This is a genomic window from Variovorax paradoxus (assembly GCF_009755665.1).
Taxonomy (GTDB): domain Bacteria; phylum Pseudomonadota; class Gammaproteobacteria; order Burkholderiales; family Burkholderiaceae_C; genus Variovorax; species Variovorax paradoxus_G.
On the sequence record NZ_CP046622.1, the window covers coordinates 5,191,687 to 5,215,948 of the forward strand.

The 24,262-nt window shown below is 66.1% G+C and carries 21 protein-coding genes; 8 read left to right on the forward strand and 13 right to left on the reverse strand.

The features are described from left to right. Positions 1-5 precede the first annotated feature (5 nt). From GOQ09_RS24245 to purT, 10 genes are all read right to left on the reverse strand, one after another. A complete protein-coding gene (locus tag GOQ09_RS24245; protein ID WP_157616219.1) occupies positions 6-467 on the reverse strand; it encodes an EVE domain-containing protein in 462 nt (153 codons plus the stop codon). A gap of 8 nt (positions 468-475) precedes the next feature. Then, entirely contained in the window at positions 476-1,642 is a 1,167-nt protein-coding gene (locus GOQ09_RS24250; RefSeq protein ID WP_157616220.1) for an ABC transporter substrate-binding protein, read from the reverse strand. Between the two features lie 32 nt (positions 1,643-1,674). Next, on the reverse strand, positions 1,675-3,555 hold the full coding sequence (locus GOQ09_RS24255) for an AMP-dependent synthetase/ligase (RefSeq protein WP_157616221.1): 1,881 nt from the start codon (positions 3,553-3,555) through the stop codon (positions 1,675-1,677). Positions 3,556-3,559: 4 nt separating this feature from the next. After that, positions 3,560-4,333 carry an ABC transporter ATP-binding protein gene (locus GOQ09_RS24260; protein ID WP_157616222.1) on the reverse strand — a complete coding sequence of 258 codons (774 nt, stop codon included), beginning with the start codon at positions 4,331-4,333 and terminating at the stop codon, positions 3,560-3,562. A 463-nt stretch (positions 4,334-4,796) separates the two neighbouring features. After that, positions 4,797-5,618, reverse strand: coding sequence for an ABC transporter ATP-binding protein (locus tag GOQ09_RS24265; RefSeq protein ID WP_157616223.1), 822 nt, complete (start codon positions 5,616-5,618; stop codon positions 4,797-4,799). Continuing rightward, complete coding sequence (locus GOQ09_RS24270; protein WP_157616224.1) at positions 5,615-6,691, reverse strand: branched-chain amino acid ABC transporter permease; 1,077 nt, start codon at positions 6,689-6,691, stop codon at positions 5,615-5,617. Before GOQ09_RS24270 ends, GOQ09_RS24265 begins: the two co-directional genes overlap by 4 nt. Positions 6,692-6,697: 6 nt before the next feature. Then, positions 6,698-7,573 (reverse strand): branched-chain amino acid ABC transporter permease, encoded by an 876-nt coding sequence (locus GOQ09_RS24275; protein ID WP_157616225.1) that lies wholly within the window; start codon positions 7,571-7,573, stop codon positions 6,698-6,700. A gap of 18 nt (positions 7,574-7,591) precedes the next feature. Beyond that, positions 7,592-8,419 (reverse strand): helix-turn-helix transcriptional regulator, encoded by an 828-nt coding sequence (locus GOQ09_RS24280; protein WP_157616226.1) that lies wholly within the window; start codon positions 8,417-8,419, stop codon positions 7,592-7,594. 110 nt (positions 8,420-8,529) lie between these two features. Continuing rightward, positions 8,530-9,474 carry an alpha/beta hydrolase gene (locus tag GOQ09_RS24285; RefSeq protein ID WP_157616227.1) on the reverse strand — a complete coding sequence of 315 codons (945 nt, stop codon included), beginning with the start codon at positions 9,472-9,474 and terminating at the stop codon, positions 8,530-8,532. Between the two features lie 113 nt (positions 9,475-9,587). After that, entirely contained in the window at positions 9,588-10,790 is a 1,203-nt protein-coding gene (gene purT, locus GOQ09_RS24290) for a formate-dependent phosphoribosylglycinamide formyltransferase (RefSeq protein ID WP_157616228.1), read from the reverse strand. Positions 10,791-10,971: 181 nt separating this feature from the next. Between purT and GOQ09_RS24295 the strand changes: the two genes are divergently transcribed. Genes GOQ09_RS24295 through GOQ09_RS24305 form a run of 3 tightly spaced genes read left to right on the forward strand, consistent with a single transcriptional unit; the run spans position 10,972 to position 14,042 of the window. Further along, positions 10,972-11,820: a 3-hydroxybutyryl-CoA dehydrogenase gene (locus GOQ09_RS24295; RefSeq protein ID WP_157616229.1), complete on the forward strand. Its 849-nt coding sequence runs from the start codon at positions 10,972-10,974 to the stop codon at positions 11,818-11,820. 36 nt (positions 11,821-11,856) lie between these two features. Beyond that, the gene (locus GOQ09_RS24300; protein ID WP_157616230.1) at positions 11,857-12,681 is read left to right on the forward strand and encodes a crotonase/enoyl-CoA hydratase family protein; all 825 of its coding nucleotides are present in this window, start codon (positions 11,857-11,859) and stop codon (positions 12,679-12,681) included. Between the two features lie 29 nt (positions 12,682-12,710). After that, positions 12,711-14,042, forward strand: coding sequence for a serine hydrolase domain-containing protein (locus tag GOQ09_RS24305; protein ID WP_157616231.1), 1,332 nt, complete (start codon positions 12,711-12,713; stop codon positions 14,040-14,042). A gap of 17 nt (positions 14,043-14,059) precedes the next feature. Here GOQ09_RS24305 and GOQ09_RS24310 read toward each other — a convergent pair whose 3' ends face one another. Next, positions 14,060-14,836 (reverse strand): type III pantothenate kinase, encoded by a 777-nt coding sequence (locus tag GOQ09_RS24310; protein WP_157616232.1) that lies wholly within the window; start codon positions 14,834-14,836, stop codon positions 14,060-14,062. A 125-nt stretch (positions 14,837-14,961) separates the two neighbouring features. Between GOQ09_RS24310 and lysM the strand changes: the two genes are divergently transcribed. Next, on the forward strand, positions 14,962-15,423 hold the full coding sequence (gene lysM, locus GOQ09_RS24315) for a peptidoglycan-binding protein LysM (RefSeq protein WP_157616233.1): 462 nt from the start codon (positions 14,962-14,964) through the stop codon (positions 15,421-15,423). Positions 15,424-15,617: 194 nt separating this feature from the next. Here the strand turns inward: lysM and GOQ09_RS24320 are convergent, their stop codons facing one another. Then, positions 15,618-16,031 (reverse strand): rhodanese-like domain-containing protein, encoded by a 414-nt coding sequence (locus GOQ09_RS24320; protein ID WP_157616234.1) that lies wholly within the window; start codon positions 16,029-16,031, stop codon positions 15,618-15,620. 222 nt (positions 16,032-16,253) lie between these two features. Here GOQ09_RS24320 and GOQ09_RS24325 point away from each other — a divergent pair, with 222 nt between their 5' ends. From GOQ09_RS24325 to GOQ09_RS24335, 3 genes are all read left to right on the forward strand, one after another. After that, positions 16,254-17,369 (forward strand): TRAP transporter substrate-binding protein, encoded by a 1,116-nt coding sequence (locus tag GOQ09_RS24325; RefSeq protein ID WP_157616235.1) that lies wholly within the window; start codon positions 16,254-16,256, stop codon positions 17,367-17,369. A gap of 90 nt (positions 17,370-17,459) precedes the next feature. Then, positions 17,460-18,080: a TRAP transporter small permease subunit gene (locus tag GOQ09_RS24330; RefSeq protein WP_157616236.1), complete on the forward strand. Its 621-nt coding sequence runs from the start codon at positions 17,460-17,462 to the stop codon at positions 18,078-18,080. Then, positions 18,077-20,044, forward strand: coding sequence for a TRAP transporter large permease (locus GOQ09_RS24335; protein WP_157616237.1), 1,968 nt, complete (start codon positions 18,077-18,079; stop codon positions 20,042-20,044). Before GOQ09_RS24330 ends, GOQ09_RS24335 begins: the two co-directional genes overlap by 4 nt. A gap of 10 nt (positions 20,045-20,054) precedes the next feature. On the opposite strand, the gene GOQ09_RS24340 is transcribed toward GOQ09_RS24335, so the two are convergent. Beyond that, complete coding sequence (locus GOQ09_RS24340) at positions 20,055-22,109, reverse strand: PEP/pyruvate-binding domain-containing protein (protein WP_157616238.1); 2,055 nt, start codon at positions 22,107-22,109, stop codon at positions 20,055-20,057. A gap of 138 nt (positions 22,110-22,247) precedes the next feature. On the opposite strand from GOQ09_RS24340, the gene GOQ09_RS24345 reads away from it, so the two are divergent. Further along, a complete protein-coding gene (locus GOQ09_RS24345; protein ID WP_157616239.1) occupies positions 22,248-24,218 on the forward strand; it encodes a DUF6600 domain-containing protein in 1,971 nt (656 codons plus the stop codon). Positions 24,219-24,262: the final 44 nt, after the last annotated feature.

Below are 24,262 nucleotides of genomic sequence, written 5' to 3' on the forward strand. Positions count from 1 at the left end.
CCGGCTCAGGCCAGCATCTTCTCGATGACGCGCCAATGCGCGGGATCGACCGGCGTGATCGACAGCCGGTTGCCCTTGCGCAGCACGACCAGCTCGGCCAGTTCGGGCTTGGCGCGCAGCTCGGGCAGCGCGAGGAGCCGCGTCTTGCGCACCGCCTGCACGTCAACCAGCAGCCAACGCGGGTCTTCCTTCTTCGAGGCCGCGTCGTAGTAGGGAGACTTCGGGTCGAACTGTGTCGGGTCGGGCTTGACGCCCGAGGCTACCCGCGCAATGCCTGCGATGCCGGGCTCCGGGCAGCTCGAGTGATAGAACAGCACGCCGTCGCCGACCTTCATGCCGTCGCGCATGAAGTTGCGTGCCTGGTAGTTGCGCACGCCCGTCCACGCCACCGTGGCATTGGGCGCGGCAAGCGCATCGTCGATCGAGACCTCGTCGGGCTCGGATTTCATCAACCAGTAATTGGGCATGGTGCCCGTTATGGTGTCACATAGTCAGAGACGACGACCCATTTCCCGTCCTTGATCTGGGACAAACGCGACTGGTCGTTGCCCAGGCGCTTGGTGGCGGTGTAGCTGCTCTTGGGGCTGCCGAACATGTCGGGCTCGAAGGTCATGCTGTCCATGGCCTTGATGAAGCTGTCGGTCGAGAGGCCCGAGCCCGCCTTTTGCGCCGCCTTGATGAACGAGTCGATGATCACGTAGCCGTATACCGAAAACACCGTCGGGTCTTCGTTGAACTTGGTCTTGTACTTGTTGGCCCAGAAGCGCAGCGGCTGCGACTGCTCGTCGGTGTAGGGGTTCTGCACCGTCATGGTGGCGTAGATGCCGTCCATCGCCTTGCCGCCCAGCTTGTGGATCAGATCGGTGTAAGCGGCGCTGGAGCCCAGGAAGGTCGGGTTGAAGCCTGTCTTGCGCGCCTCGCCCACGGTGCCGATGGTCTCGCGGATGATGGTGCCGAGCACCACCAGGTCGCAGCTGGCGGCCTTCATCCTTGCGACCTGCGAACTGAAGTCGGTGGCACCGCGCTTGAACGAGGTTTTCTCGGCCAGTTCCATGCCGGCGGTCTTCAGGCCCGCCTCGGCGCCGCGCTGCACCTCGAGCCCGAACTCGTCGTCCTGGTAGATGGTGCAGACCTTCTTCGCGCCCTTCTCCTTGATCATCTTGGGCAGCGCCAATCGGATCTGGTCGTAGTAGGTGGCCGCAAACGAATACTTCAGGCGGTGCAGCGGCTCGTACATCTCGCGGGCCGCGGTAATGGGCATGAAGTTGACAATGTTCTTGTCGAACTGCACCGGCATGGCCGCCATGTTCTGCGCCGTGCCGATGTGGCCGGCCATGATGAAGATCTTTTCCTGGTTGACCAGTTTCTGCGCCGCGAGGACGGCTTTCTTCGGGTCGTAGCCCGAGTCCTCGACAAAGAGCTTGAGCTTGCGGCCGTGGATGTTGCCCTGCTCGTTGAGCTCGTCCACGCGCAGCTGCATGCCGTTGCGCGCCTGCTTGCCAAAGCCCGCGAGCGGCCCCGACAAGTCCTGGATCGTGCCGATGCGGATCTCGTCCTTAGTCACGCCCTGTTGCTGCTGCGCGGATGCGAGCGTTGCTGCCAGGCCCAGCACCGCCAGGGCCGTCACTGTCTTGAGCTTCATGGGGTTGTCTCCTCGGGTTGACGAAAAAGGAATCAGCGATACATCGCCTCGATGCGCTCGGCGTACTTGGCCTGCACCAGCTTGCGCTTGAGCTTCATCGTGGGCGTGAGCTCCTCGTCCTCGGCGCTCAGCTGCGTCTCGAGCAGGAAGAACTTCTTGATCTGCTCGACCCGTGCGAACTTGGCGTTGACGCGGTCGATCTCGCCCTGGATCAGGTCCAGCACCTCTTGCGCACGCGTCAGGCTTTCGTAGTTGCTGAAAGGCACATCGTGGTCCTGCGCAAATTTTTCGACGTTCTCCTGGTCGATCATGACGATCACCGTCAGGTAGGGTCTCTTGTCGCCGATCACCACTGCGTCGGTGATGTAGGGGCTGAACTTGAGTTCGTTCTCCAGCTCGCTCGGCGTGATGTTCTTTCCCCCCGCCGTGATGATGATGTCCTTCATGCGGTCGGTGATGCGGAAATACCCTCCCGCGTCGACTGTTCCCACGTCGCCGGTGTGCAGCCAACCGTCGGCGTCGATGGTTTCGGCCGTTTTCTCGGGCAGGTTGAGGTACCCCATGAACACATTGGGGCCGCGCACGAGTATTTCGCCGGTCTGCGGGTCGAGCCGAACCTCGTTGTAGCTGGTGGCCGGCCCGATCGAACCCGGCATGATCCGCGACGGCGGCACGCCAGTCGAGGCACCGCACGATTCCGTCATGCCCCATACCTCCAGCATGGGCACACCGAGCGCCAGGTACCAGCGCACGAGATCGGGCGAAATGGGTGCCGCGCCGGTCACGAGGAACCGCGCGCGGTGAATCCCGATGAGCTTGCGCACGTTGTCCAGCGCCAGCCAGCGCGCCAGGCGAAACTTGAAGCGCAGCCCCGCGCCCACGGGTTGGCCCTGCAGCACGCGCTCGGCAATCTGCCGGCCCACGCCAATGCTCCAGCCGTACGCCGCCTGCTGCAGCCGGCTCGCTTCCTTCAGCGCGATCATCACGCCGGAATAGAACTTCTCCCACACGCGCGGCACGGCGGTAAACACGGTGGGCGAAATCTCGCGCACGTTCTCGGGCACCGTCTCGGGGTTTTCGACGAAGTTGAGAATCGAGCCGGTGTACATCGCGAAGTATTCGCCCCCCATGCGCTCGGCGATGTGGCACAGCGGCAAGAAGCACATGCGCTCGTCGCCCTCGCCCTGCGCCAGCAGGGAGTTGTAGCCGCGCATGGTGTACACCAGCCCGCGGTGGCTGTGCATCGCGCCCTTGGGCTTGCCGGTGGTGCCCGATGTGTAGACAAGGATGGCCAGGTCCTCGGGCCGGCAGGCGGCAATGCGCTGCTCCAGTGCCTGCGGATGGGCCTGCAGGTACTCACGGCCGAGCATGCGCAAAGCATCGAGGCTGATGACGCCCGGGTCGTCGAGGTCGCGCAGGCCTTCCATGTCGAACACGATGACCTTGCGCAGCATGGGCAATTGCGCACGCACTTCGAGCGCCTTGTCGAGCTGCTCGTCGTCTTCCACGAAGAGCACGGTAGTGCGGGAGTCTTCGCAAAGGTAGTGCACCTGCGAAGCCGCGTCCGTGGGATAGATGCCGTTCGAAACACCGCCGCAACTGAGCACGGCAACATCGCACAGCACCCATTCGATGACGGTGTTGGCAAGAATCGACGCGCATTCACCCTGGCCAAAGCCCAGCGCCAGCAGCCCACCCGCAATTTCGCGCACGGCATCGGCGGTTTGCCGCCAGGTCCAGGCGCGCCAGATGCCGAATTCCTTCTGCCGCATCCACACCTTGTCGGCTCGCAGTTCCACGGCCTTCCAGAATACGGCGGGAATGGTCTCGCCGGGCACCACGACGCCGGGCTTGGGCTGCAGGTGCGCCAGGTCCCAAAGGCCGGCGGGAGCGCGCAAGACTGTTGTGCTCATGCCCTCATCTCCAGGTCTTCTTCTTTTTCCAGCGCCGCTCGCCGCGCACGCCGTCGTCCTTGACGCCGAGGTAAAACTCCTTGATGTCCTCCTTCTCGCGCAGGCGCTCGCAGGTGTCTTCCATGACGATGCGGCCGTTCTCGAGCACGTAGCCGTGGTCGGAAGCATTGAGCGCCATGTTGGCGTTTTGCTCCACCAGCAAGATGGTGGTGCCGCGCTCGCGATTGATGCGCACGACGATCTCGAAGATTTCCTTCGTCAGCTTGGGGCTGAGGCCGAGACTCGGCTCGTCGAGCAGGATCAGATGCGGCGCCGCCATGATGGCGCGCGAAATGGCGAGCATCTGCTGTTGCCCGCCCGACAGCAAGCCGGCATCCTGCGTGGCGCGTTCCCGCAAAATGGGAAAGTAGCTGTAGACGCTCTCCATGTCCCGCGCCACGCCGTCGCGGTCCTTGCGGGTGTAGGCCCCCATCAGCAAGTTGTCCTTCACTGAGAGCAGCGGAAACACCTCGCGGCCTTCGGGCACGTGGCTCAGGCCCTGCTGCACGATGTAGGCCGGGTCCTTGGCGGTGATGTCCTTGCCCTGGAATTCGATGCTGCCTTTTCTCGGGTCGATGATTCCCGAGATGGTTTTGAGGATAGTTGTCTTGCCGGCGCCGTTCGAACCCAGGACCGTCACGATTTCACCTTGCCTGACTTTCAGGCTGACGCCACGGATGGCCTTGATGGGGCCGTAGGCGCTTTCGACGTTGAGCAGTTGGAGTACGACATCTGTCATGGCGTCGCCCCTCGTGCGACGGGCGGGGAACGGCGTTGGGGCCCCTGCCCCGGTCGGGCCGACGTCACCGGCCCTTCGGGCTGCCCTGCGCTGCTCACGACAGGCGGGGTCTCGCAGAACTCGCTTCGCTCAAACAGCTGCGAGCCCTGATCCGCCTGTCGCTCCGCTGCTCGGCGGCGCCTCAACGGCCCGCCCGGGGCAGGGGCCCCAACGCCGTGGACACGCTCAGGGTTGTTCCACCTCCGCCCGAGCCCGGCGTGCGGTGCGGGGTGGGCGCCCCCTCTGCGCCGCTGAGGAGCGCAGTTTTCCGCGGATAAGGGCTCGCCCTTGTTTGAGCGAAGCGAGTTTGGGCGAGACCCCGCGGAAAGCGAGCACCGGAAGGGAGCCCGGAGGGCCGGCATAGTGGGGGCGCCCGCCCCGCACCGCACACCGGGCGTCTCCAACGAAGCAGCGGACAAGACGTTCATGCCGCCACCCTCCTCAAACTGCTCACGTCATCCACAGTCCCAAGATAGGCCTCGATGACCCGAGCATCCGCCTGCACCTCGCGCGGCGTGCCGGTCGCCAGCACCTCTCCCATGTTCATGGCAAGCACGCGATCCGACACCTTCGACACCAGCGACATGTCGTGCTCGACCATCAGCACCGAAACACCCAACTCATGCTGAATATCCTGAATCCAGAACGCCATGTCTGCTGTCTCTTCGACGTTGAGCCCTGAAGAAGGCTCGTCGAGCAACAGCAGCTTCGGCTCGGTGCACAGCGCGCGCGCCAGCTCCACCACCTTCCGCACGCCGTAAGGCAAGCCGGCCACCATCGAGTCGCGGTGATGCTGCAAGTCCAGCAGGTCGATCACCTGCTCCGCCTTTTCGCGTGCCGCAATCTCGGCGCGCCGCGTGGCCGGCGTAAAGAACACCTCGCTCCAGAAACCCGTCTGCCGATGCGTGTGGCGGCCTATCAGCAGGTTGTGCAAGACGGTCGCATGCTCGAAGAGCTCGATGTTCTGGAAAGTGCGCGCGATGCCCAGCGCCGCAATCGCGTGCGGTGCCTGCTGCGTCAACCCCATCGGGCCCGAGGCCTCGCCATGCCATGTGATCTCGCCCATGGTCGGCGTGTAGATACGGCTGATGAGGTTGAACACCGTCGTCTTGCCCGCGCCATTGGGGCCGATCAGCGTGAACACCTCGCCGCGCCGCACGTCGAAGCTCACCTTGTTGACCGCCAGCACGCCGCCGAAGCGCACGCTCAGGTCCTTGGCCGAAAGAAGGACGTCTGCGCCGCTCATCTCAGCCGGTCCGACTTGGTGAACGACTTCTGCCGCTTGAACAAGCCCTTGCGGTAGAACGGGAAGAGCTGCAGCCAGGTGCGGATCTTGAGCCATCGGCCATAAAGCCCGAGAGGTTCGAACAGCACAAACGCGATCAGCACCAGCCCGTACACCAGCCCTTGTAGCCCCGGCGCCTGGCCGATCACGGCCGGCAGCCAGTCCTTGCCCATCGAGATCAGCTGCGGCATTGCAATCAAAAAGATCGCGCCCAGGAACGCGCCGTGCACCGAGCCGAGTCCGCCGATCACCACCATCAGCAGCAGGTCGATCGACTGCAGGATGTTGAACTGGTCCGGCGAAATGAAGCTGAGCTTGTGCGCATACAGCGCACCGCCCAGACCCGCGAGCGCGGCCGAGATGGCGAACGACATCGTCTTGTAGCGCGCGAGGTGAATGCCCATGCTCTGCGCCGAGATTTCCGAATCGCGAATGGCAACGAAGGCGCGCCCCGTCGGTGAGCGCAGCAGGTTCAAAATGCCCAGCGTGCTGAGCACCGCGACCACCAGGCACAAAAAGTAGAAGCCTTCACCCGAGCCCAGCGACCAGCCGAAGAGCTGCGGCGACTTCACGTGCAGCCCCGCGTTGCCGCCGGTCACGCTCTCCCAGCGCGCGAACACTTCTTCGACGATGAAGCCGAACGACAGCGTCGCAATGCCCAGGTAGATGCCCTTCACGCGCAAGGCAGGCAATGCGACCACCACGCCCACCACCGCCGACAGCGCCGCGGCCGCGAGCAGCGCAATCGGGAACGGAATACCCATGTTGGTCAACACGCCCTGGGTGTACGCCCCGGCACCCAGAAACGCCGCATGGCCAATCGAGAACTGCCCCGTGAAACCCGCGAGCAGCATCAAGCCCAATCCGACGATGCCGTAGATCAGCACGAAGGTCAGCTGCGCAAGCCAGTACTCGTCGATGGCCCATGGCGCGACGATGAGGAAAGCGACGAGGAGGCCGTACCAGAACATATGGCCGCCGTGCCGCGCGAGGCGAATGTCCTGGTCGTAGCTGGTCTTGAAGATGAAGCGCATATCCGGCTACACCTTCTTGCGCAGCTTTTCGCCGAACAGGCCGTTGGGCTTGATCATGAGCATCAGCAGCACGGCGATGTACGGTGCCGTGTCCTTGAACCCGTCCGGCAGATAGAAACCCGCGAACGATTCGACGATGCCGATGACAAGCCCGCCGACGATGGCACCCGGCAGGCTGCCGAACCCGCCCACCACCGCGGCCGGAAAAGCCTTGAGCCCGATGAACCCCATGTTCGCGTGCACGAAGGTAATCGGCGCGAGCAGCATGCCGGCAATGGCCGCTACCGCTGCCGCCAGGCCCCACACCAGCCCGTTGAGCCGCTTCACCGGAATGCCCATGTAGTAGGCCGCGAGCTGGTTCTGCGAAGAGGCCTGCATCGCAATGCCTAGCTTGCTGTAGCGAAACATCGCGAACAGCAGCCCGCAGAGGACGGCCGTGGCGATGATGATCGCAAGCTGCTCGAGGTTGACCACCAGCTCGCCCACCTTCCAGATCTGGTCCTTGTAGGGAACGGCCAGCGTATGGGTGTCGGTGCCGATGCCCGGCACCATGGTGATGAGCCCGCGTGCCACGTAGGCAATGCCGATGGTGAGCATCACGATGGAGAACTGCGGCTGCCCGAGGATGGGACGAATCACCACGAGTTCGAGCAGCACGCCGAACGCCGCCATGGCCACCAGCGCCAGCACGGCCGCAAGCCAGAACGGCATGCCGAACAGCGACATGCCGGCGAATGCACCGAAGGCGCCGAGCATCATCAGGTCGCCCTGCGCAAAGCTCACGGTCTCGGTGGCCTTGTAGATCAGCACGAAGCCCAGCGCGATCAGCCCGTAGATGCAGCCTTGCGCAATGCCCGACAGCAGGAGCTGGAGTATTTGCATGCGGCCTCTTTGCGCTAGCTACTGCCTGTAGCCGCCGGCTGCGTCGTGCAGCGCAAGGCGGCGCGAGCCGGCCACGATGTCGCTCGGCTTGAGCCCGTAGACCTGGCGTATCGAATGGCTGAAGTGCGTCGAATCGGGGTAGCCTGTGTCCAGCGCAATGTCTGTCAGCGTGCTGGTCTGGCGCACGTAGCGCAGCAGGCTTCGCGCGCGTTTCCAGGCCCGGAAGGCGCGAAACGCCGTGCCCGTTTCCTGCTTGAACAAGTGCAGGAAGCGCGAGAAAGACAGATGCACCGACGCCGCGCAGTCTTCGGCCGAAGTGGGTGCTGCGGGGTCTGCGTTGATGGTGTCGATGACCTTGCGGATGCGCGGATCGAGTGCGCGCGGCGCCAGCGCATCGCCGAAGAACAGGCGGTCGAACTCCAGCCCTTCGAAGCTTTGGCGGCCCGAGAGCGCGAGCAAATGGGTGTGCGCAGCGCGCATGCGCTGCACGAACGCGGGCGCATCCACCGGACCGCAGTGCTGCAGGTAACCAGGCAGGCGCGCGGGATCGACGGATTCCGATTCGATCAGCAGATTGAAGATGAGCGGGTGTGCGCTTTCGACGCGGTGCGGCACTTGCGGCGGCACCACCAGCAGTTCGCCGGTCTGCCAGGCGCCTCCGCCGATGCGCAGGCGGTTGGGCGGCGCGCCCGCGGGCGACACGTACACGCCGTACCCGCCCATGGTGCGTTCGGCCGCCGCGCCGAGCAGCCCGGCGTAGAACACGCGCTGGTGCGTGAGCCACATCAGGCGCTCCCCGCTCTGCGCGCCGCCGCTTGCCGGCGGCGCCGTCTTCGTTCGCTGCATGGTGTCTGTCTCCTGCATCGGGCCGCCGTTGGCCAAGGGCCGGCACTGCGTTGGCAGGATCGTAGCGGCGAGGGCCGGCGGCGCGGCGTTCATTTGCGCGGGGACTTTCCCTAGGCCAACGCAAGCGCGCGGCGGAGTTCGGCGGTGCACAGCGCGATGGCCGTGCCGGCCTCGTCGAGCACCTTGCCCATGGTGATGAAGCCATGGATCTGGCGCTCGAAGCAGACGTACGCGGCGCGATTGCCGGCGGCGGTCAGCGCCTCCGCGTAGGCCATGCCTTCGTCGCGCAGCGGGTCGTAGCCGGCGGTAAGCACCAGCGCGGGCGGCAGGCCCGAGAGATCGGCGTGCAGCAACGGGGACGCGCGCCAGTCGAGGTCGTGCCGGGCGTCGTCGATGTAGTGGTCGTGGAAGTACGTCATCGTGTCGCTGGTCAGCAGGTAGCCCTGGCCGTTGGCCTGGTGCGAGGGATGGCCGCGGCGCATGTCGGTGGCGGGATAGATCAGCAGCTGGAAGGCGATGGGCAGGTCGCCGGCATCGCGCGCGGCAATGGCCGCCACCGCCGCAAGGTTGCCGCCCGCGCTGTCGCCGCCCACCGCGAGCCGGCCTGCATCGAGGCTGAGCGAGGCGGCCTCGCGTTGCACCCAGCGGGTGGCGGCCAGCACGTCGTCCACGGCGGCCGGAAAGCGGTGCTCCGGGCCCATGCGGTAGTCGATCGACGCGACCGCGCAGCCCGCGCCGTTGGCGAGAGAGCGGCACAGCACGTCATGCGTGTCGAGGTCGCCAATGACCCAGCCGCCGCCGTGGAAGTACACGAGAACCGGAAGCGCCGCATCGGCCGCGGCACCCAGCGGGCGATAGAGGCGCACCGCGATGGCGCCGTGCGGACCTTCGGCTTTCAGGTCGCGAACCTGGGCGACTTGCGGGGCTTCGGGTTGGGTGGCGGCGCGCCGGTCGCGATAGAACGCGCGCGCCTCGGCCGGCGAAAGCGTGTGGGTCGGCGGGATGCCGCGCGCCTCGATGAAGTCGAGCAAGGCGCGGGCCTGGGGGTGCAGCATGGTGTCTCCGGTGGGCCGGGCGGTGTTCGCCCGGTCTCCTGTGCACGATGCCCGCGCGGCCCGAGCGCGGCTTGCGAAAACTGGCTGTGCTTGCTTACTTGCGCAACGGCCGCTCAGGCTTTGCGCGGCTTCACCCGCGAAGCGGCTTCCTTGGCGTTGACGCGCGCGGTGTCCACATCGCCCGCATGCGCGAGCGCCACGCCCATGCGGCGCTTGGCAAAGCTCTCGGGCTTGCCGAACAGGCGGATGTCGCTGCCGGGCACCTGCAGCGCCTCGGCCACTCCGTCGAAGGCAATGCCGGTCGCATCGACACCGCCGTAGATCACCGCGCTGGCACCCGGGCTCTTGAGCGACGTGTCCACCGGCAGGCCGAGGATCGCGCGCGCATGCAGCTCGAACTCGTTCTGCCATTGCGTGGCCATCGTCACCATGCCGGTGTCGTGCGGGCGCGGGCTCACTTCACTGAACCAGACCTCGTCGCCCTTCACGAACAGCTCGACGCCGAAGAGCCCCTGGCCGCCGAGGTCGGCCGTGACGGCCTGCGCGATCTGCTGCGCCTTTTGCAATGCGGCGGGCGCCATGGGGTGCGGCTGCCAGCTTTCGACATAGTCACCGCTCACCTGCACATGGCCGATGGGCTCGCAGAACTGCGTCTGCACCGCACCGGCTGCGTCCCTGGCGCGAACGGTGAGCAGCGTGATCTCGTAGTCGAAGTCGATAAAGCCTTCGACGATCACCCGGCCGTGGCTCACGCGGCCGCCGGCCATGGCGTAGTCCCAGGCTTTCTGCACGTCGGCCGGGCCGTCGATCTTGCTCTGGCCTTTGCCCGAACTGCTCATCACTGGCTTCACGATGCAGGGGTACCCAATGCCGGCGTCGATGGCCGCCTGCAGCTCGGCCAGCGAATCGCAGAACTTGTAGGGGCTGGTGGGCACGCCCAGCGTTTCGGCGGCCAGGCGGCGGATGCCTTCGCGGTCCATCGTGAGGCGGGCGGCGCGCGCGGTGGGAATCACCCGCACCACGCCGGCGTCTTCGAGCTGCTGCAGCATCGGCGTGGCAATGGCCTCGATCTCGGGCACCACGAGCATGGGCTTCTCGGCCTCTATCAGCGCCTTGAGCTGCTCGGGGTCGCTCATGGTGACGGTGCGCGCATGGTGCGCCACCTGCTGGCCGGGCGCGTTCTCGTAGCGGTCGACCGCAATGGTTTCGACGCCGAGGCGCTGCAGGGCGATCAGCACCTCCTTGCCGAGCTCGCCGGAGCCGAGCAGCATCACGCGGGTGGCCGAGGGGGAAAGGGGGGTGCCGAGGGTGGTCATGGTCGGGTCGAAAAAGAGAAAGGAAAAAGCGATCGCAGCACTGTAAGCCACCGGCGACGGCCGTGTCACTCGCGGCAACAGCGGCCCGGCGGGGCTGCTTCACAATCGATCTCCTGCAGCGGTGGCGGCCTTCGCCCCACCCGCCCCTGTCCAGTTTTGTTCTTATCCAAGGAGTTTTCTCATGACGATCCAGACCGTCGGCATCATCGGCGCCGGAACGATGGGCAATGGCATTGCGCAGGCCTGCGCGGTGGCCGGCGTCAATGTGGTGATGGTCGACATTGCCCAGGCGGCGGTCGACAAGGGCCTTGCCACCGTCTCGGGCAGCCTCGACCGGCTGATCAAGAAAGAAAAGCTCACGACCGAGCAGAAGACCGCGGCGCTTGCGCTGATCAAGGGCTCGACCAATTACGACGACCTGAAAAGCGCTCAGCTCGTGATCGAGGCCGCCACCGAGAACCATGCGCTCAAGCTCAAGATCCTGAAGCAGGTCGACGAGATGCTGGCGCCCGAGGTGATCATCGCTTCGAACACCTCGTCGATCTCCATCACCCAGCTCGCGGCCGCCACCTCGCGCGCCGACCGCTTCATTGGCATGCACTTCTTCAACCCGGTGCCGATGATGGCGCTGGTGGAGCTGATCCGCGGCTACCTCACGAGCGACGCCACGCATGACGCCGTGAAGGCGCTGGCCGAGAAGCTGGGCAAGTCGCCCATCACGGTCAAGAACGCGCCGGGCTTCGTGGTCAACCGCATCCTGGTGCCGATGATCAACGAGGCGTTCTTCGTTCTTTCCGAAGGCATCGCCACGGCCGAAGACATCGACGCCGGCATGAAGCTGGGCTGCAACCAGCCCATCGGCCCGCTGGCGCTGGCCGACATGATCGGCCTGGATGTATGCCTGGCCGTGATGGAGGTCTACCTCGAGCAGTTCGGCGACTCCAAGTACCGTCCGTGCCCGCTGCTCAAAGAAATGGTTGCGGCCGGCCAACTCGGACGCAAGACGGGACGCGGCGTCTACAAGTATTGAGCGCAGCAAGAACACAAGAACAAGGAGACAAGCACCATGACCGCCACGCCCATCACTCCGACCACCCCGCCCGCCGAAGGCTGCATCGACACGCAGGTCATCGACCATGTGCTGCTGATCGGCATCAACCGCCCCGCCAAGCGCAACGGCTGGACGCCGCCGATGTTCAAGCAACTGGCCGAGGCCTACACCCGGCTGGACGACAACCCCGACCTGCGCGTGGGAGTGCTGCATGCCTTCGGCGACCACTTCACAGCGGGCCTGGACCTGCCGGCCGTCACCGAGTACATGAAGCGCGGCGAGAAGGCGATTCCCGCCGGACTGGTGGAACCGCACGACTTCGGCCTGCCCGGCTACCGCCGCCGCACCAAGCCGATGGTGGCGGCGGTGAAGGGCATCTGCTTCACGGTGGGCATCGAGCTGATGCTGGGCGCGGACATCGTGGTGGCAGCCGACAACTGCCGCTTCTCGCAGATGGAAGTGCAGCGCGGGATCATGGCCACGGGCGGCGCCACGCTGCGCATGGCCGAGCGCGCGGGCGTGGGCAATGCCATGCTGCACCTGCTCACGGCCGACGAGTTCGACAGTGCCGAGGCCTATCGCCTCAACTTCGTGCAGAAGGTGGTGCCCGCGGGGCAGGAGCTCGACGCGGCGCTGGCCATTGCGCAGCGCATTGCGGCGCAGGCGCCGCTCGCGGTGGTGGCCACCCGGCTCAACGTGATCAAGGCCGTGGAGCAAGGGCCGCTCGCGGCTGTGTCGGAATTCATCGAAACGCAAAAGCACCTGTCGAACAGCGAAGACGCGGCTGAAGGCGTGCGTTCCTTCGTCGAGCGCCGGCCGGCGCGCTTCAGCGGCCGTTGATGATGGATTCTTGCGGAGGAGCCTCGCCCATGTCTTTTTTCCAACGCACGGCGCTCGTCGCCGCCTTCACACTGATTGCCGTGAACACCTCATCGAACGCCCAGACGCCCGCGCCCGCCGCGCCTCCCGATCCCGCGGCCACTTCGGTCGAGGCGATGGGCTGGATGAAGGGCTTTCCGCCTCCGCCCGACAAGCTGATCACCTTCGACAACCCGGCCGGCGGCGTGTTTCCGCGCACGCGCTGGAGCTTTTCGCACGTGCGCGAAACCGTGCCGACCGCCAATGTGTGGCGCGGCAGCGGTGCGCCCAGCCCCTTGCCGGCAGCGCCGCGCAGCGACATCGAAGCCGTCACGTTCAAGCCCCTGGGGGGTACCGGCGAGACCGTGACCTTTGCGCAGATGATTCCGCGCACCTACACCGACGGTATCCTGGTAATGCACCGCGGCCGCGTGGTCTACGAGAAATACTTCGGCGCGCTCACGCCCGAGCGGCCGCACATCGCGATGTCGGTCACCAAGTCCTTCGTGGGCACGCTGGCGGCCATTCTGGCGGACGAAGGCAAGCTCGACCCGGCGGCACCCGTCACCAAATACCTGCCTGAACTGAAGGACACGGCGTACGGCGACGCCACGGTGCGCCAGGTGATGGACATGACCATCGGCGTGCGCTACTCGGAGAACTACGCCGACCCGAAGGCCGAGGTCTGGGACTATGCGCGCGCCGGCGGCATGCTCGCGCAGGGCCCGAACTACACAGGCCCGAAGTCTTTCTACGAATTTCTTGCCACGCTGCAGAAGGAAGGCGCGCACGACGCTGCCTTTGCCTACAAGACAGTCAACGCCGAAGTGCTCGCCTGGATCCTGCGGCGCGTAAGCAACCAGCCGCTCGCCGACTTGTTGAGCGAGAAGATCTGGCGCCGTATCGGCGCGGAGCAGGACGCCTACTTTATGGTCGACCGCATCGGCACCGAATCGGGCGGCGGCGGGCTCAATACCGTGCTGCGCGACCTGGCGCGCTTCGGCGAGACCATGCGCAACGGCGGCCGTGCGACCAACGGGCAGCAGGCCATTCCGAAAGCAGTGGTCGAAGACATCCAGCGCGGCGGCGATGCGGCCAGGTTTGCCAAGGCCGGCTACGCGCTGCTGCCGGGCTGGTCATACCGCAACATGTGGTGGGTGTCGAACAACCCGCACGGCGCCTACATGGCGCGCGGCATCCACGGGCAGAGCATCTACATCGATCCGAAGGCCGAGATGGTGATCGTGCGCTACGCCGCGCATCCGGTAGCGGCCAGTGCGGGGAACGACCCGCTGACGCTGCCCGCGTTCCACGCGGTGGCCGAAGCGCTCATGCGCCCCTGAGCCTTCCTGGAGAAGCTTTACTCGGCAGCCCGCTCGCGTGCAATCACCAGCAGGCCGTCCATGATCAGGCTTTCGACGAGTTCGAAATCTCCATTCATGACGGGTGCCATCTTCCAGCCTGCGCCGCCGGTCATGTAGCAGGCCGGCTCGGCGCCGCAGTGCGAGCGCACGTGCTGCACCATGCGCTCCACCGCACCGGCAATGGCGTAGGTGCCGCCGCTGGTGAGCGCGTCGCTGGTGTTGGTGGGAAATTCGCGCACCTCGCCCGTGGGCACGTGCAGCCCGGCCGTGCCCGATTCGAGCGCGCGCAGCATGATGCCGTGGCCCGGCAGGATCAATCCGCCCAAAAATTTGCCGCTGGCGTCGATGGCTTCCACCGTGACGGCCGTGCCGATCATCACCACCACCATCGGGCGCGCCGGCCCAGTGCCGAGCATGCGGTGGCGCGCGCCGATCATCGCCACCCAGCGATCGGCGCCCAATCGCGTCGGATGGTCGTAGCCGTTGACGATGCCGGCCTCGGCCGCACTCGCCACCACCCAGCGCGGCGCGCATTCGAAGCGCTCTTCGATCTGTTCCTCGGCGCGGCGGCGCACCGCATCGCCGGCCACCACGCAGCCCAGCATGGCGCCGGGCGCAGGCAGGTCGGCCCACGGGCCTTCGGCGAGGCGCTCGATGTGGTCAAGAAACTCGGCACCGTGCGCCTGGAGCTTGGCTCCCGGATGCGCGCCATCGTAGAGAGCCCATTTGAGGCGGGTGTTGCCGATGTCGATCGCAAGGAAGGGGGAAGCCATGGGCGGATTATTGCGACTTTATGTCGCTTACCGTCGCTTGCACTTGCGGCAAGGGACTACGCGCCGTGGTCACTTGCCGCCGTTACAGTCGCGATTCCCAATAACCACGGCAGAAGGAGTACCCCATGGGTTTGCTGAGTTTCATCAAGGAAGCAGGAGAAAAGCTGTTCGGCGGTTCATCGGCCCAGGCTGCCGAGCCGGACGCGAACACCAAGGCCGCGGCTGCCATCAAAACGTACATCGAGACGCAGAATCTTGGCCTCACGGGCCTGGAAGTGACCTACACGGCCGCAACGGGTGTCGTCACGCTGTCCGGCCAGGCACCTTCGCAGGAAGCAAGCGAAAAAGCGGGGCTTGCCGCGGGCAACGTCGCCAATGTGACGAGCGTCGACAACAACCTGGTTGCACCGGCGGCCCCGCCGGCGCAGTACCACGACGTGGTGAAGGGCGACACGCTGTCGGCCATTTCGAAGAAGTACTACGGCGATGCCAACAAGTACAACGCGATCTTCGAGGCCAACAAGCCGATGCTGAGCCATCCGGACAAGATCTATCCGGGGCAGAAGCTGCGCATTCCGGCGCTTTGAGCCGATCAGCTCGCCGATGGAAAGGCCCACTGGGAACGGTGGGCCTTTTGTTTTTTGGCGCTGTTGTTCAGGGCGCGTGCAAAGGCCACCGGGTACTCCCCTCCGCGAATGTCCCCCGGGGCTGCGCCCTCCTCCTTTATTTCGCTGCGCGGAGCACCCGATGCCCTGTGCACTGGGGCACGCTGACGATGGACCTAGTTCTGCTTCCAAGGCAAGCCGCGCTTGCGCCAGCCCCCAAGTACCCCGCGGTGCCCGTTGTCGTCCGGATTGCCTTCGAAGCCCTCGAGGATGTTGTATGCCTCGAGGCCCAGTTCGGTGGCTCGCCTGGCGGCAGCGATGGAGCGCACGCCGCTGCGGCACAGCAGCACCAGCTTTCTGTTGCCGTCCTCGCCCGCGGCCCGAATACCGCCGTCGAAGGCCGGGTTGAGCGTCATTCCCGGCCACTGCTTCCAGGCGAGCGGCACGGCGCCGGGTACGTAGCCGACCCATTCACGCTCGGCGTCGCTGCGTACGTCTACCAATACGGCCTCGCCGCTTGCCATCCACTTTGCGGCCTGCTCGGGCGTCACATCGCCGGCGTAGCCCTTTTCTTCAACGGGTTCAATCATGTCTTTGAGTCCTTTTCGATCGACGGGGGCTACCTACGCGGGGAATAGCGTCTTTACGTTGCCCCTGCGGCCCCGCCCGGATGATGGAATTTTTCACCAGTTCGTGAAAACCCTGTTTGTCGCATATTCCAGCGCGCCAAAGATGCGGATGGGCCTGCCGAACATAGCGCCAAGAAGGCGGGCAGGGTTTCTTCAGTCAGAACTTGTATGGAGAGAGACAACATGACAGAGAGCAAATCACCCCGCCGCCGCAGCCTGCTCAAGGGCGCCGCCGTGGCTGCGGGCGCCATGTCGGCGCCGATGGTCAGCATGGCACAGACCACGTCGCTGCGCTTCCAGAGCACGTGGCCAGCCAAGGACATCTTCCATGAATACGCGCAAGACTTTGCCAAGAAGGTCAATGACATGGCGGGCAACCGCCTGAAGATCGAAGTGCTGCCGGCCGGCTCCGTGGTGCCGGCGTTCCAGCTGCTCGACGCCGTTGCCAAGGGCACGCTCGACGGCGGCCATGGCGTGGTGGCCTACTGGTACGGCAAGAACTCGGCGCTCGCGCTCTGGGGCTCGGGGCCCGGCTACGGCATGGACGCCAACATGGTGCTGGCTTGGCACAACTACGGCGGCGGCAAGGCGCTGATCGAGGAAATCTACAAGAGCCTGAACCTGGACGTGGTGTCCTACCTCTACGGCCCCATGCCCACGCAGCCGCTGGGCTGGTTCAAGAAGCCGGTAGCGCGCGTCGAAGACATGAAGGGCCTGAAGTTCCGCACCGTGGGGCTGGCGGTCGACGTGTTCACCGACATGGGCACGGCCGTGAACCCGCTGCCGGGCGGCGAGATCGTGCCGGCGCTGGACCGCGGGCTGATCGATGCGGCCGAGTTCAACAACGCGTCGAGCGACCGCGTGCTGGGCTTTCCCGACGTGGCGAAGAACTGCATGCTGCAGAGCTTTCACCAGTCGGGCGAGCAGTTCGAGATTCTCTTCAACAAGGGCAAGCTCGCGGCGCTGCCGGCCGAGCTCAAGTCGATCATCGACTATGCGGTGCAGGCCTCCAGCGCCGACATGAGCTGGAAGGCCATCCAGCGCAATTCGCAGGACTACATCGAGCTGAAGAAGGCGGGCATCAAGTTCTACAAGACGCCCGATGCCATCTTGCGGGCGCAGCTGGCCTCGTGGGACAAGACCGTGGCCAAGAAGGCCGCCGAGAACCCGATGTTCCAGAAGGTGCTCGACTCGCAGAAGGCCTTTGCCGAACGCGCCGGCCAGTGGCAGAACGACTACACGGTCGATTTCAAGATGGCCTACAACCACTATTTCGGTTCGAAGGCCAAGAAGTCCTGACGCCGATCCGGTGATGCGAGGGCACCCAGAGCGGTGCCCTCTTTTCGTGCCCGCCCATGCTGCGCCGGCCGCAGCGAGGAGTTCTTTTCGATGCAATCTTTCCTGTTGGCCGTCGATCGTTTCTCGACCTGGATCGGCAAGACCTTCGCATGGTGCGCGCTGCTGCTCACGCTGCTGATCAGCTGGGAGGTGTTTTCGCGCTATGTGCTGAACCACCCTCATGCCTGGGTGCTCGACGCGCAGATCATGTTGTACGGCGCCATGTTCATGACGGCCGGCGCGTACACGCTCTCCAAGAACGGCCACGTGCGCGGCGACGTGCTCTACGGCTTCTTCCGGCCGCGTACGCAGGCGCTGGTCGATCTGGTGCTCTACATCATCTTCTTCCTGCCCGGCATCGTCGCGCTGACCTGGGCCGGCTGGGTCTATGCGGGCGAATCGCTCGCCATCCGCGAGCAGACCTTTTCGGCCGAGCCGCTGCCGCTGTATCCGTTCAAGTACATCATTCCGCTCGCCGGCTTCACGCTGCTGCTGCAGGGCGTGGTCGAGATCATCCGCTGCGTGCAATGCATCCAGAGCGGCGCGTGGCCTTCGCGCGAGCAGGACGTGGAAGAGGTCGACGTCGAGAAGCTCAAGGAAATGGTCAACGTCAAGGACGAAGACATTGCCGCGCTCGACCGTGTGGTGGTTTCCAAGGAGGCCGCACGATGATCCGCCGCGAACTCTGGTTCGGCCTCTCGTTCATGGCGCTGATCGTGATCGGCGCGGGCGCGGTGCTGGTGAGCGCCGACACCATCACCAACGGCCACCTGGGCCTCTTGATGCTCTCGCTGGTGGTGGTGGCCATCATGCTGGGCTTTCCCACCGCGTTCACGCTGATGGGCATGGGCATGCTCTTCACGTGGCTGGCTTACGACCGCGACTGGCACCGCACGCTCGATTTGATGGTGCAGGCCGCCTACAAGACCATGGCCAACGACGTGCTCATTGCGGTGCCGCTGTTCGTCTTCATGGGCTACCTGGTGGAGCGCGCCAACCTCATCGAGTCGCTCTTCAAGAGCCTGCACCTGGCGCTCGCGCGGTTGCCGGGCGCGCTGGCCGTGGCCACGCTGGTCACCTGCACCATCTTTGCCACCGCAACCGGCATCGTGGGCGCGGTGGTCACGCTGATGGGCCTGCTGGCGCTGCCGGCCATGCTGCGCGCGGGCTACAGCGTGCCACTGGCCGCGGGCGCCATCACGGCGGGCGGATGCCTCGGCATCCTGATTCCGCCTTCGGTGCTGCTGATCGTCTATGGCGCCACGGCGGGCGTCTCGGTGGTGCAGCTGTATGCGGGGGCCTTCTTTCCGGGATTGATGCTCGCGTCTCTCTACGTGCTGTACGTGATCGTCATCGCGCGGCTCAAGCCGCAATGGGCGCCGCCGCTGTCGCAGGCGGAACGGGCCGTGCCTCTCACCCCGCTCTCGCAGCGGCTGGCGGACAGCCCCGCCGCGCACGCGGTGGTCGGCCTGCTGAAAGGCCGGCGCAATGCGGACGTGCCTTTCTCGCACGTGCTGCGGCAGCTCGGCATCGTTGCAATGCCCGCCGTGATCTTTCTGCTGCTCGCCGGCTTCAGCTACAAGGCCGTGACCACCATCGAGGCGCAGGCGCGCTACGAGATCGAGGAGATCGGCGCCACGCGCAGCGGCAATCCGGCCCAAGGCGAAAGCACAGGCGGGTTGCAGGAGCCGCCTTCCACCGGAGGCCTGCAGGAACCACCGGCCGAGGGCGGGCTGCAGGAGCCGCCGTCGGGGGACACGCCCTCTTCCGGTCCGCTTTCGGAACCGCCGGGCGCATCCGCCGAATCTGCCACGCCGGCCCAAGCGGCTTCGGCGCGACCACCCGCCGACAACGCGCCCGCGGCAGAAGGCGCCTCGGTGCGCCCAGCGCCCACCTGGTGGTGGGTCACCTTCGCCATCTTCGGCGCGATGGTCACGCTGTTCTACCTGTTCCTGAGCTTTGCGCGGCTCGAGATCTTCAAGATGCTGCTGGCCTCGTTCTTCCCGCTGGTGCTGCTGATCCTGTCGGTGCTCGGCTCGATCGTGCTGGGCCTGGCAACGCCGACCGAGGCGGCGGCCATGGGTGCGCTCGGCGGCATGCTGCTGGCGGCCGCCTACCGGCGGCTCAACCTGTCGGTGCTGAAGGAATCGGTGTTCCTCACGGCCAAGACCTCGGCCATGGTGTGCTGGCTCTTCGTGGGCTCGGCCATCTTCTCGGCGGCGTTCGCGCTGCTCGGCGGGCAGGCGCTGGTGGAAGAGTGGGTTCTGGGCATGAACCTCACGAAGGTGCAGTTCCTGGTGCTGAGCCAGGTGATCATCTTCCTTCTGGGCTGGCCGCTGGAGTGGACCGAGATCATCGTGATCTTCATGCCCATCTTCATTCCGCTGCTCGACAACTTCGGCGTCGATCCGCTGTTCTTCGGCCTGCTGGTTGCAATGAACCTGCAGACGGCCTTCCTGAGCCCACCGGTGGCCATGGCGGCGTTCTACCTGAAGGGCGTGAGCCCGCCGCACGTGACGCTGAACCAGATTTTCCTGGGCATGCTGCCCTTCATGGGCATCCAGGTGCTGGCCATCGTGCTGCTGTACATCTGGCCGCAGATCGGGCTCTGGCTGCCGCAGCTGCTGTACAAGTAAGCGGCAAGGATCAGCGGCGCCGCTCCACATAGGGGCGCGCCTGCAGCAGCACGATGCGGTCACCCACGGTGGCCCATTCGATGTCCTGGTCAACGCCGTTGAAGGTGCGCTTCACCGCCGCGCCCACATTCGCGAGCCGCACCACCAGTTCGTCGGTGAGCACATGGCGTCCCACTTCCACCGGCACTTCCTTCACGCCGCCGTCCTTGTCGAGCTGCAGCGCCGTCTCTTCAGCGGAGCGGCTGAGCACCTGGATGGCCTTGGACCAGCTCGAATACATGACCTGTTCCGCCACGCGCTTGCCTTCGACCACGCGGATGCCGATGCCGCGCTTGGCGGAGATGTAGGTGACGTGCGGATGCCCGGCGTCGAAGGGGTCGCGCGTGATCATCACGCCGGCGTTGGTTGAATCGATGGCGGTCTGCACGAACACGCCCATCACCACCGACTCGGCGCCGAAGCCGGCGGCGCTGCGCGCCTCCCACGCCTCGGGGTTGAACACCGACGCCCATACCTTCTTCACCGCCAGCTCGAGCGCATCGCCCGTCTTCACATTGGGCACCGTGCTGTAGAGCCCCGCGCCGCTGAAGCCGGGCAGGTCTTCCGAATTGGACGAGCTGCGCACGAAAACGCCGCCGCCCCCCAGCTGCGACTGCCAAGCGGCGCGCCACGCCGCCGCGATGGCCGCATCGACCGGCCACTGCACGATCTCATCGCGTAGCTGTGCCAGCGCCTTCTGCCGGATCTGCGGGTCGCTCGCGAAACCGGGTTGCCGCTGCATGCGCGCGATGCGGCCGGCCAGGTCATTGGCGCGCATGAAGCGGTCGTAGTGCGCAAAGGGAATGCAGAAGCCGTCTGGCACCGTGGTCTGAGGAATGCGCGCGGCCAGCACGGCGCCGAGGTTGGCGGCCTTGGAGCCGCACTGCGCGCTGTTGCGCGCGCGAAGAGACGCAAGCGGCAGCAGGCGGGTTTCGCGCAGGTCGGGCTTGGCGGCTTTCGCGCCGCCGGGCACCGCGCCGATGGCCGCGGTGCGCACATTGCGCGGCGGCAGCGCCGCGATCTCTTCGGGCGTGAGGCGCCGCAGCTGGAAGCCCGAGGCCGCGACCTTGAGCGCCACCCAATGGCCTTCGTGTTCGCGCAGCACAGCCGCGGCATCGCGCACATAGGCGTTGGGAATGCCCCAGCCCTTGGCCAGCAGGTTGACGTGCGACAGCGCGGTCGAAGGCCGCTCGGTCAGCACGCCGGCCACGGGCGGCAGGCTGATCGGCACCTGGCGCAGCACGGCAATATCGTCGGGCAGCAGGGCATTCAACACGTTCGCGCCCGAGGCCTCGTCCACGATGCGCACACGGCCCGTGGCCGTGCCGAGGTTCATCGGCATGTAGGGCTGCTCGCGGATCAGCGCTTCCTGGCTGACGAAGTCGACGCCCGTTTCCTTTGCGATCCGCTCGTGCAGCGTCGAATTGGTCTTGAACTTGACCGGTGCGAAGAAGCTGGCCTTCACCTGCGCATCGGCTTGGCGCAGCAGCGCGGGGGTGAGCTGGTCGCCCTCCCAGAATTCGTAGGTAAAGGCGCCGATGTTCTGCTGCCAGCTCAGCGTGCCGAACAGGAAGCGGCGGTCCGGCACAAGGTAGTTGCGGTCGATTTCGCGCTTGCCGGCGCGCGGCGAGAGGCCGGTATCGCGCACGAAGCGAACATGCAGCTGAAAGCGCGGCGTGTCGATGTAGTAGGTGCGCACCGGCCTGGCCCGGCGGTCGACGGCGAAAAGCACGTGGGCCAGTTGCATCGGCGTGCCCGCGTCGTAGACGCGCGCCAGGGCGTCGAAATCGCCCTGGCTGCGAAGCATGGGCAGCGACGCGGGCGCTGCCGGACGGGCGGCCGCGGGAGCCGAGTTGCTGCTGTTCTGCTGCTGGTAGTAAGACGGCTTGCGTGCCAGCTGGGCCTCGGCGCCCGGGGCCGCAATGAAGATCGCCGCACCGAGGGCGAGCGCCGCCACCCTGCACGATTTGCTATGGTTCCGGTAGCGCACTTTGACCGATGCACCTGGGTTGTTGTCGTTTTTCATGCTGAGTCCCTCATTACAAGCGGTTGCCGAATGTGCGTGCGCTTCACCAAGCTGGGGGCATGCGCTGACAGCGGCAGCGGATTCTCGCGCGTTACATGTGCATCGCTTTCATCCGGTCCCGCGAACCAGAGACAAACCATGAACCGCACCGCCTTTTCCCTTCTTCACCGGCCGCTGCGCCGGTGGCTGCTTGGCATCGCGCTGCTGTGCCTTGGCGCGGCGGCCGGCGCGCAGCAAGACCCGCCGGGCCGCGTGGCACGCCTGAACCTGCAGCAAGGCACAGTGAGCTTTGCGCCGGCCGGCGAAGACAGCTGGTACGACGCACAGCCCAACCGCCCCATCACCACCGGCGACCGGCTCTGGACCGACCGCAGTGCGCGCGCCGAGGTCCACATCGGCTCGGCGGCGCTGAGGATGGACGGGCAGACACACGTTGAGTTTTCCGAGCTCGACGACGACACCGTACGCATCACCGCGAACCAGGGCAACCTGCAATTGCGCGTGCGCGACGATCTTTCGGGCCAGCGGGTCGAGGTGGACACCGGCAATCTCGCGGTGGTGATCGACGCACCCGGCGAATACCGCATTGGGGCCGACCCCTCCGCCGGCACCACCTGGGTCGCGGTGGCCTCCGGCCGCGCCACGCTCCATGGTGAAAACGGCCAGTCGCAAACCCTGGGCGCGCGGCAGCAACTCACCGTGTCCGGCCGCGACCTTGCCGCGGTGAACAGCTTCCCGCCGCAGAACGGCAGCTTCGACGCCTGGGTGGCCGAACGCAACCGCATCGAGGACCAGTCGGTTTCGGCGCGCTACGTGTCGCGCGAGGTGGTCGGCTACCAGCAACTCGACAACTACGGCGACTGGCAGAACGACCCTTCCTACGGCGCCGTCTGGTTCCCGCGCAACGTGGACGCCGACTGGGCGCCCTACCGCGACGGCCAGTGGGTGAACGTCGCGCCCTGGGGCCTGACCTGGGTCGATGCCGCGCCTTGGGGCTTTGCACCCTTCCATTACGGCCGCTGGGCGCGTGTGGGTCCGCGCTGGGCATGGGTACCGGGGCAGACCACCGCACGGCCCGTCTATTCGCCCGCGCTGGTCGGCTTTGTGGGCGGCGGCAGTGGCGGCGTGAACGCCACCTTGCAGATCGGCGACGGCCGCAGCGGCGTGGGCTGGTTTCCGCTCGCGCCCGGCGAACAATGGCGCCCCGCCTATAGCGCGAGCCCTCGCTACATCGATCGGGTCAACCGCATGGCCGCCTACCGCAACCGCCAGGCCGAGATGCGCAACGACTTCTATGCCAACCAGCGGATGCCGGGCGCGGTGACCGTGGTGCCGGCCGACCGCTTCGGCCGTGGCCCTTTCGGCCGGCGCGACCTGGTGCGCTTGCCCGACGACCGCTTTGCGCGCGTGCCGGTTGCGCCGGCGCCCGGCATTCCGATGCATGGCTTTGGCGGCGGCTTCGGCCGGCCCGCCGCAATGCAGCCGCCGCCGCAGCTGCGAGCCCGCCAGCAGCAAGAGTTCCAGTATGAGCAGGCGCGGCAAGTCCAGCAGATGCAGCAGGCGCAGAACATCCAGGCGATGCAGCAGCGCGCGGCGCAACAGCAGGCGGCACAGCAACAACAGCAGCAGCAAATGGAATGGCAGCGGCAGCAGGGCCAGCGCCAGCAGCAGGAGTGGCAGCAGCGCGCCAACCAGAACCAGTGGCAGCAACAGCAGCATCAACAACAGCTTCAACTCCAGCAGCAGCAACAGGCGCAGCGGCAACAGCAGGAACTGCAGCAGCGCGCCGCCCAGGCGCAAGCCCAGCAGATGCAGGTGCAACAACAGCAGCAACGCGCCGCGCAGCAGGCGCTGGCCCAGCAGCAGATGATTCGCCAGCAGCAGGAGATGCAACAGCGCGCCGCGCAAATGCAGCAGCAGGCGCTCGCCCAGCAGCAGGCTCAGCAGAACGCCATGCGGCAGGCCCAGGAGGCGCAGGTTCGTGCGATGCAGCAGCAACGCGGCTTTGCGCCGCCGCCCCAGCAAGCCCAGCCCCAGCCTCCGGCGGTCCAGCGCGGCGGTGACGAACGGCGCAGGCTGATGACCTCGCCGGACTCGCAGCAGCGCTGAACGTCGATCGCCCGGGCGGGCGCTCGCGCCGCGCAAGACCCGCG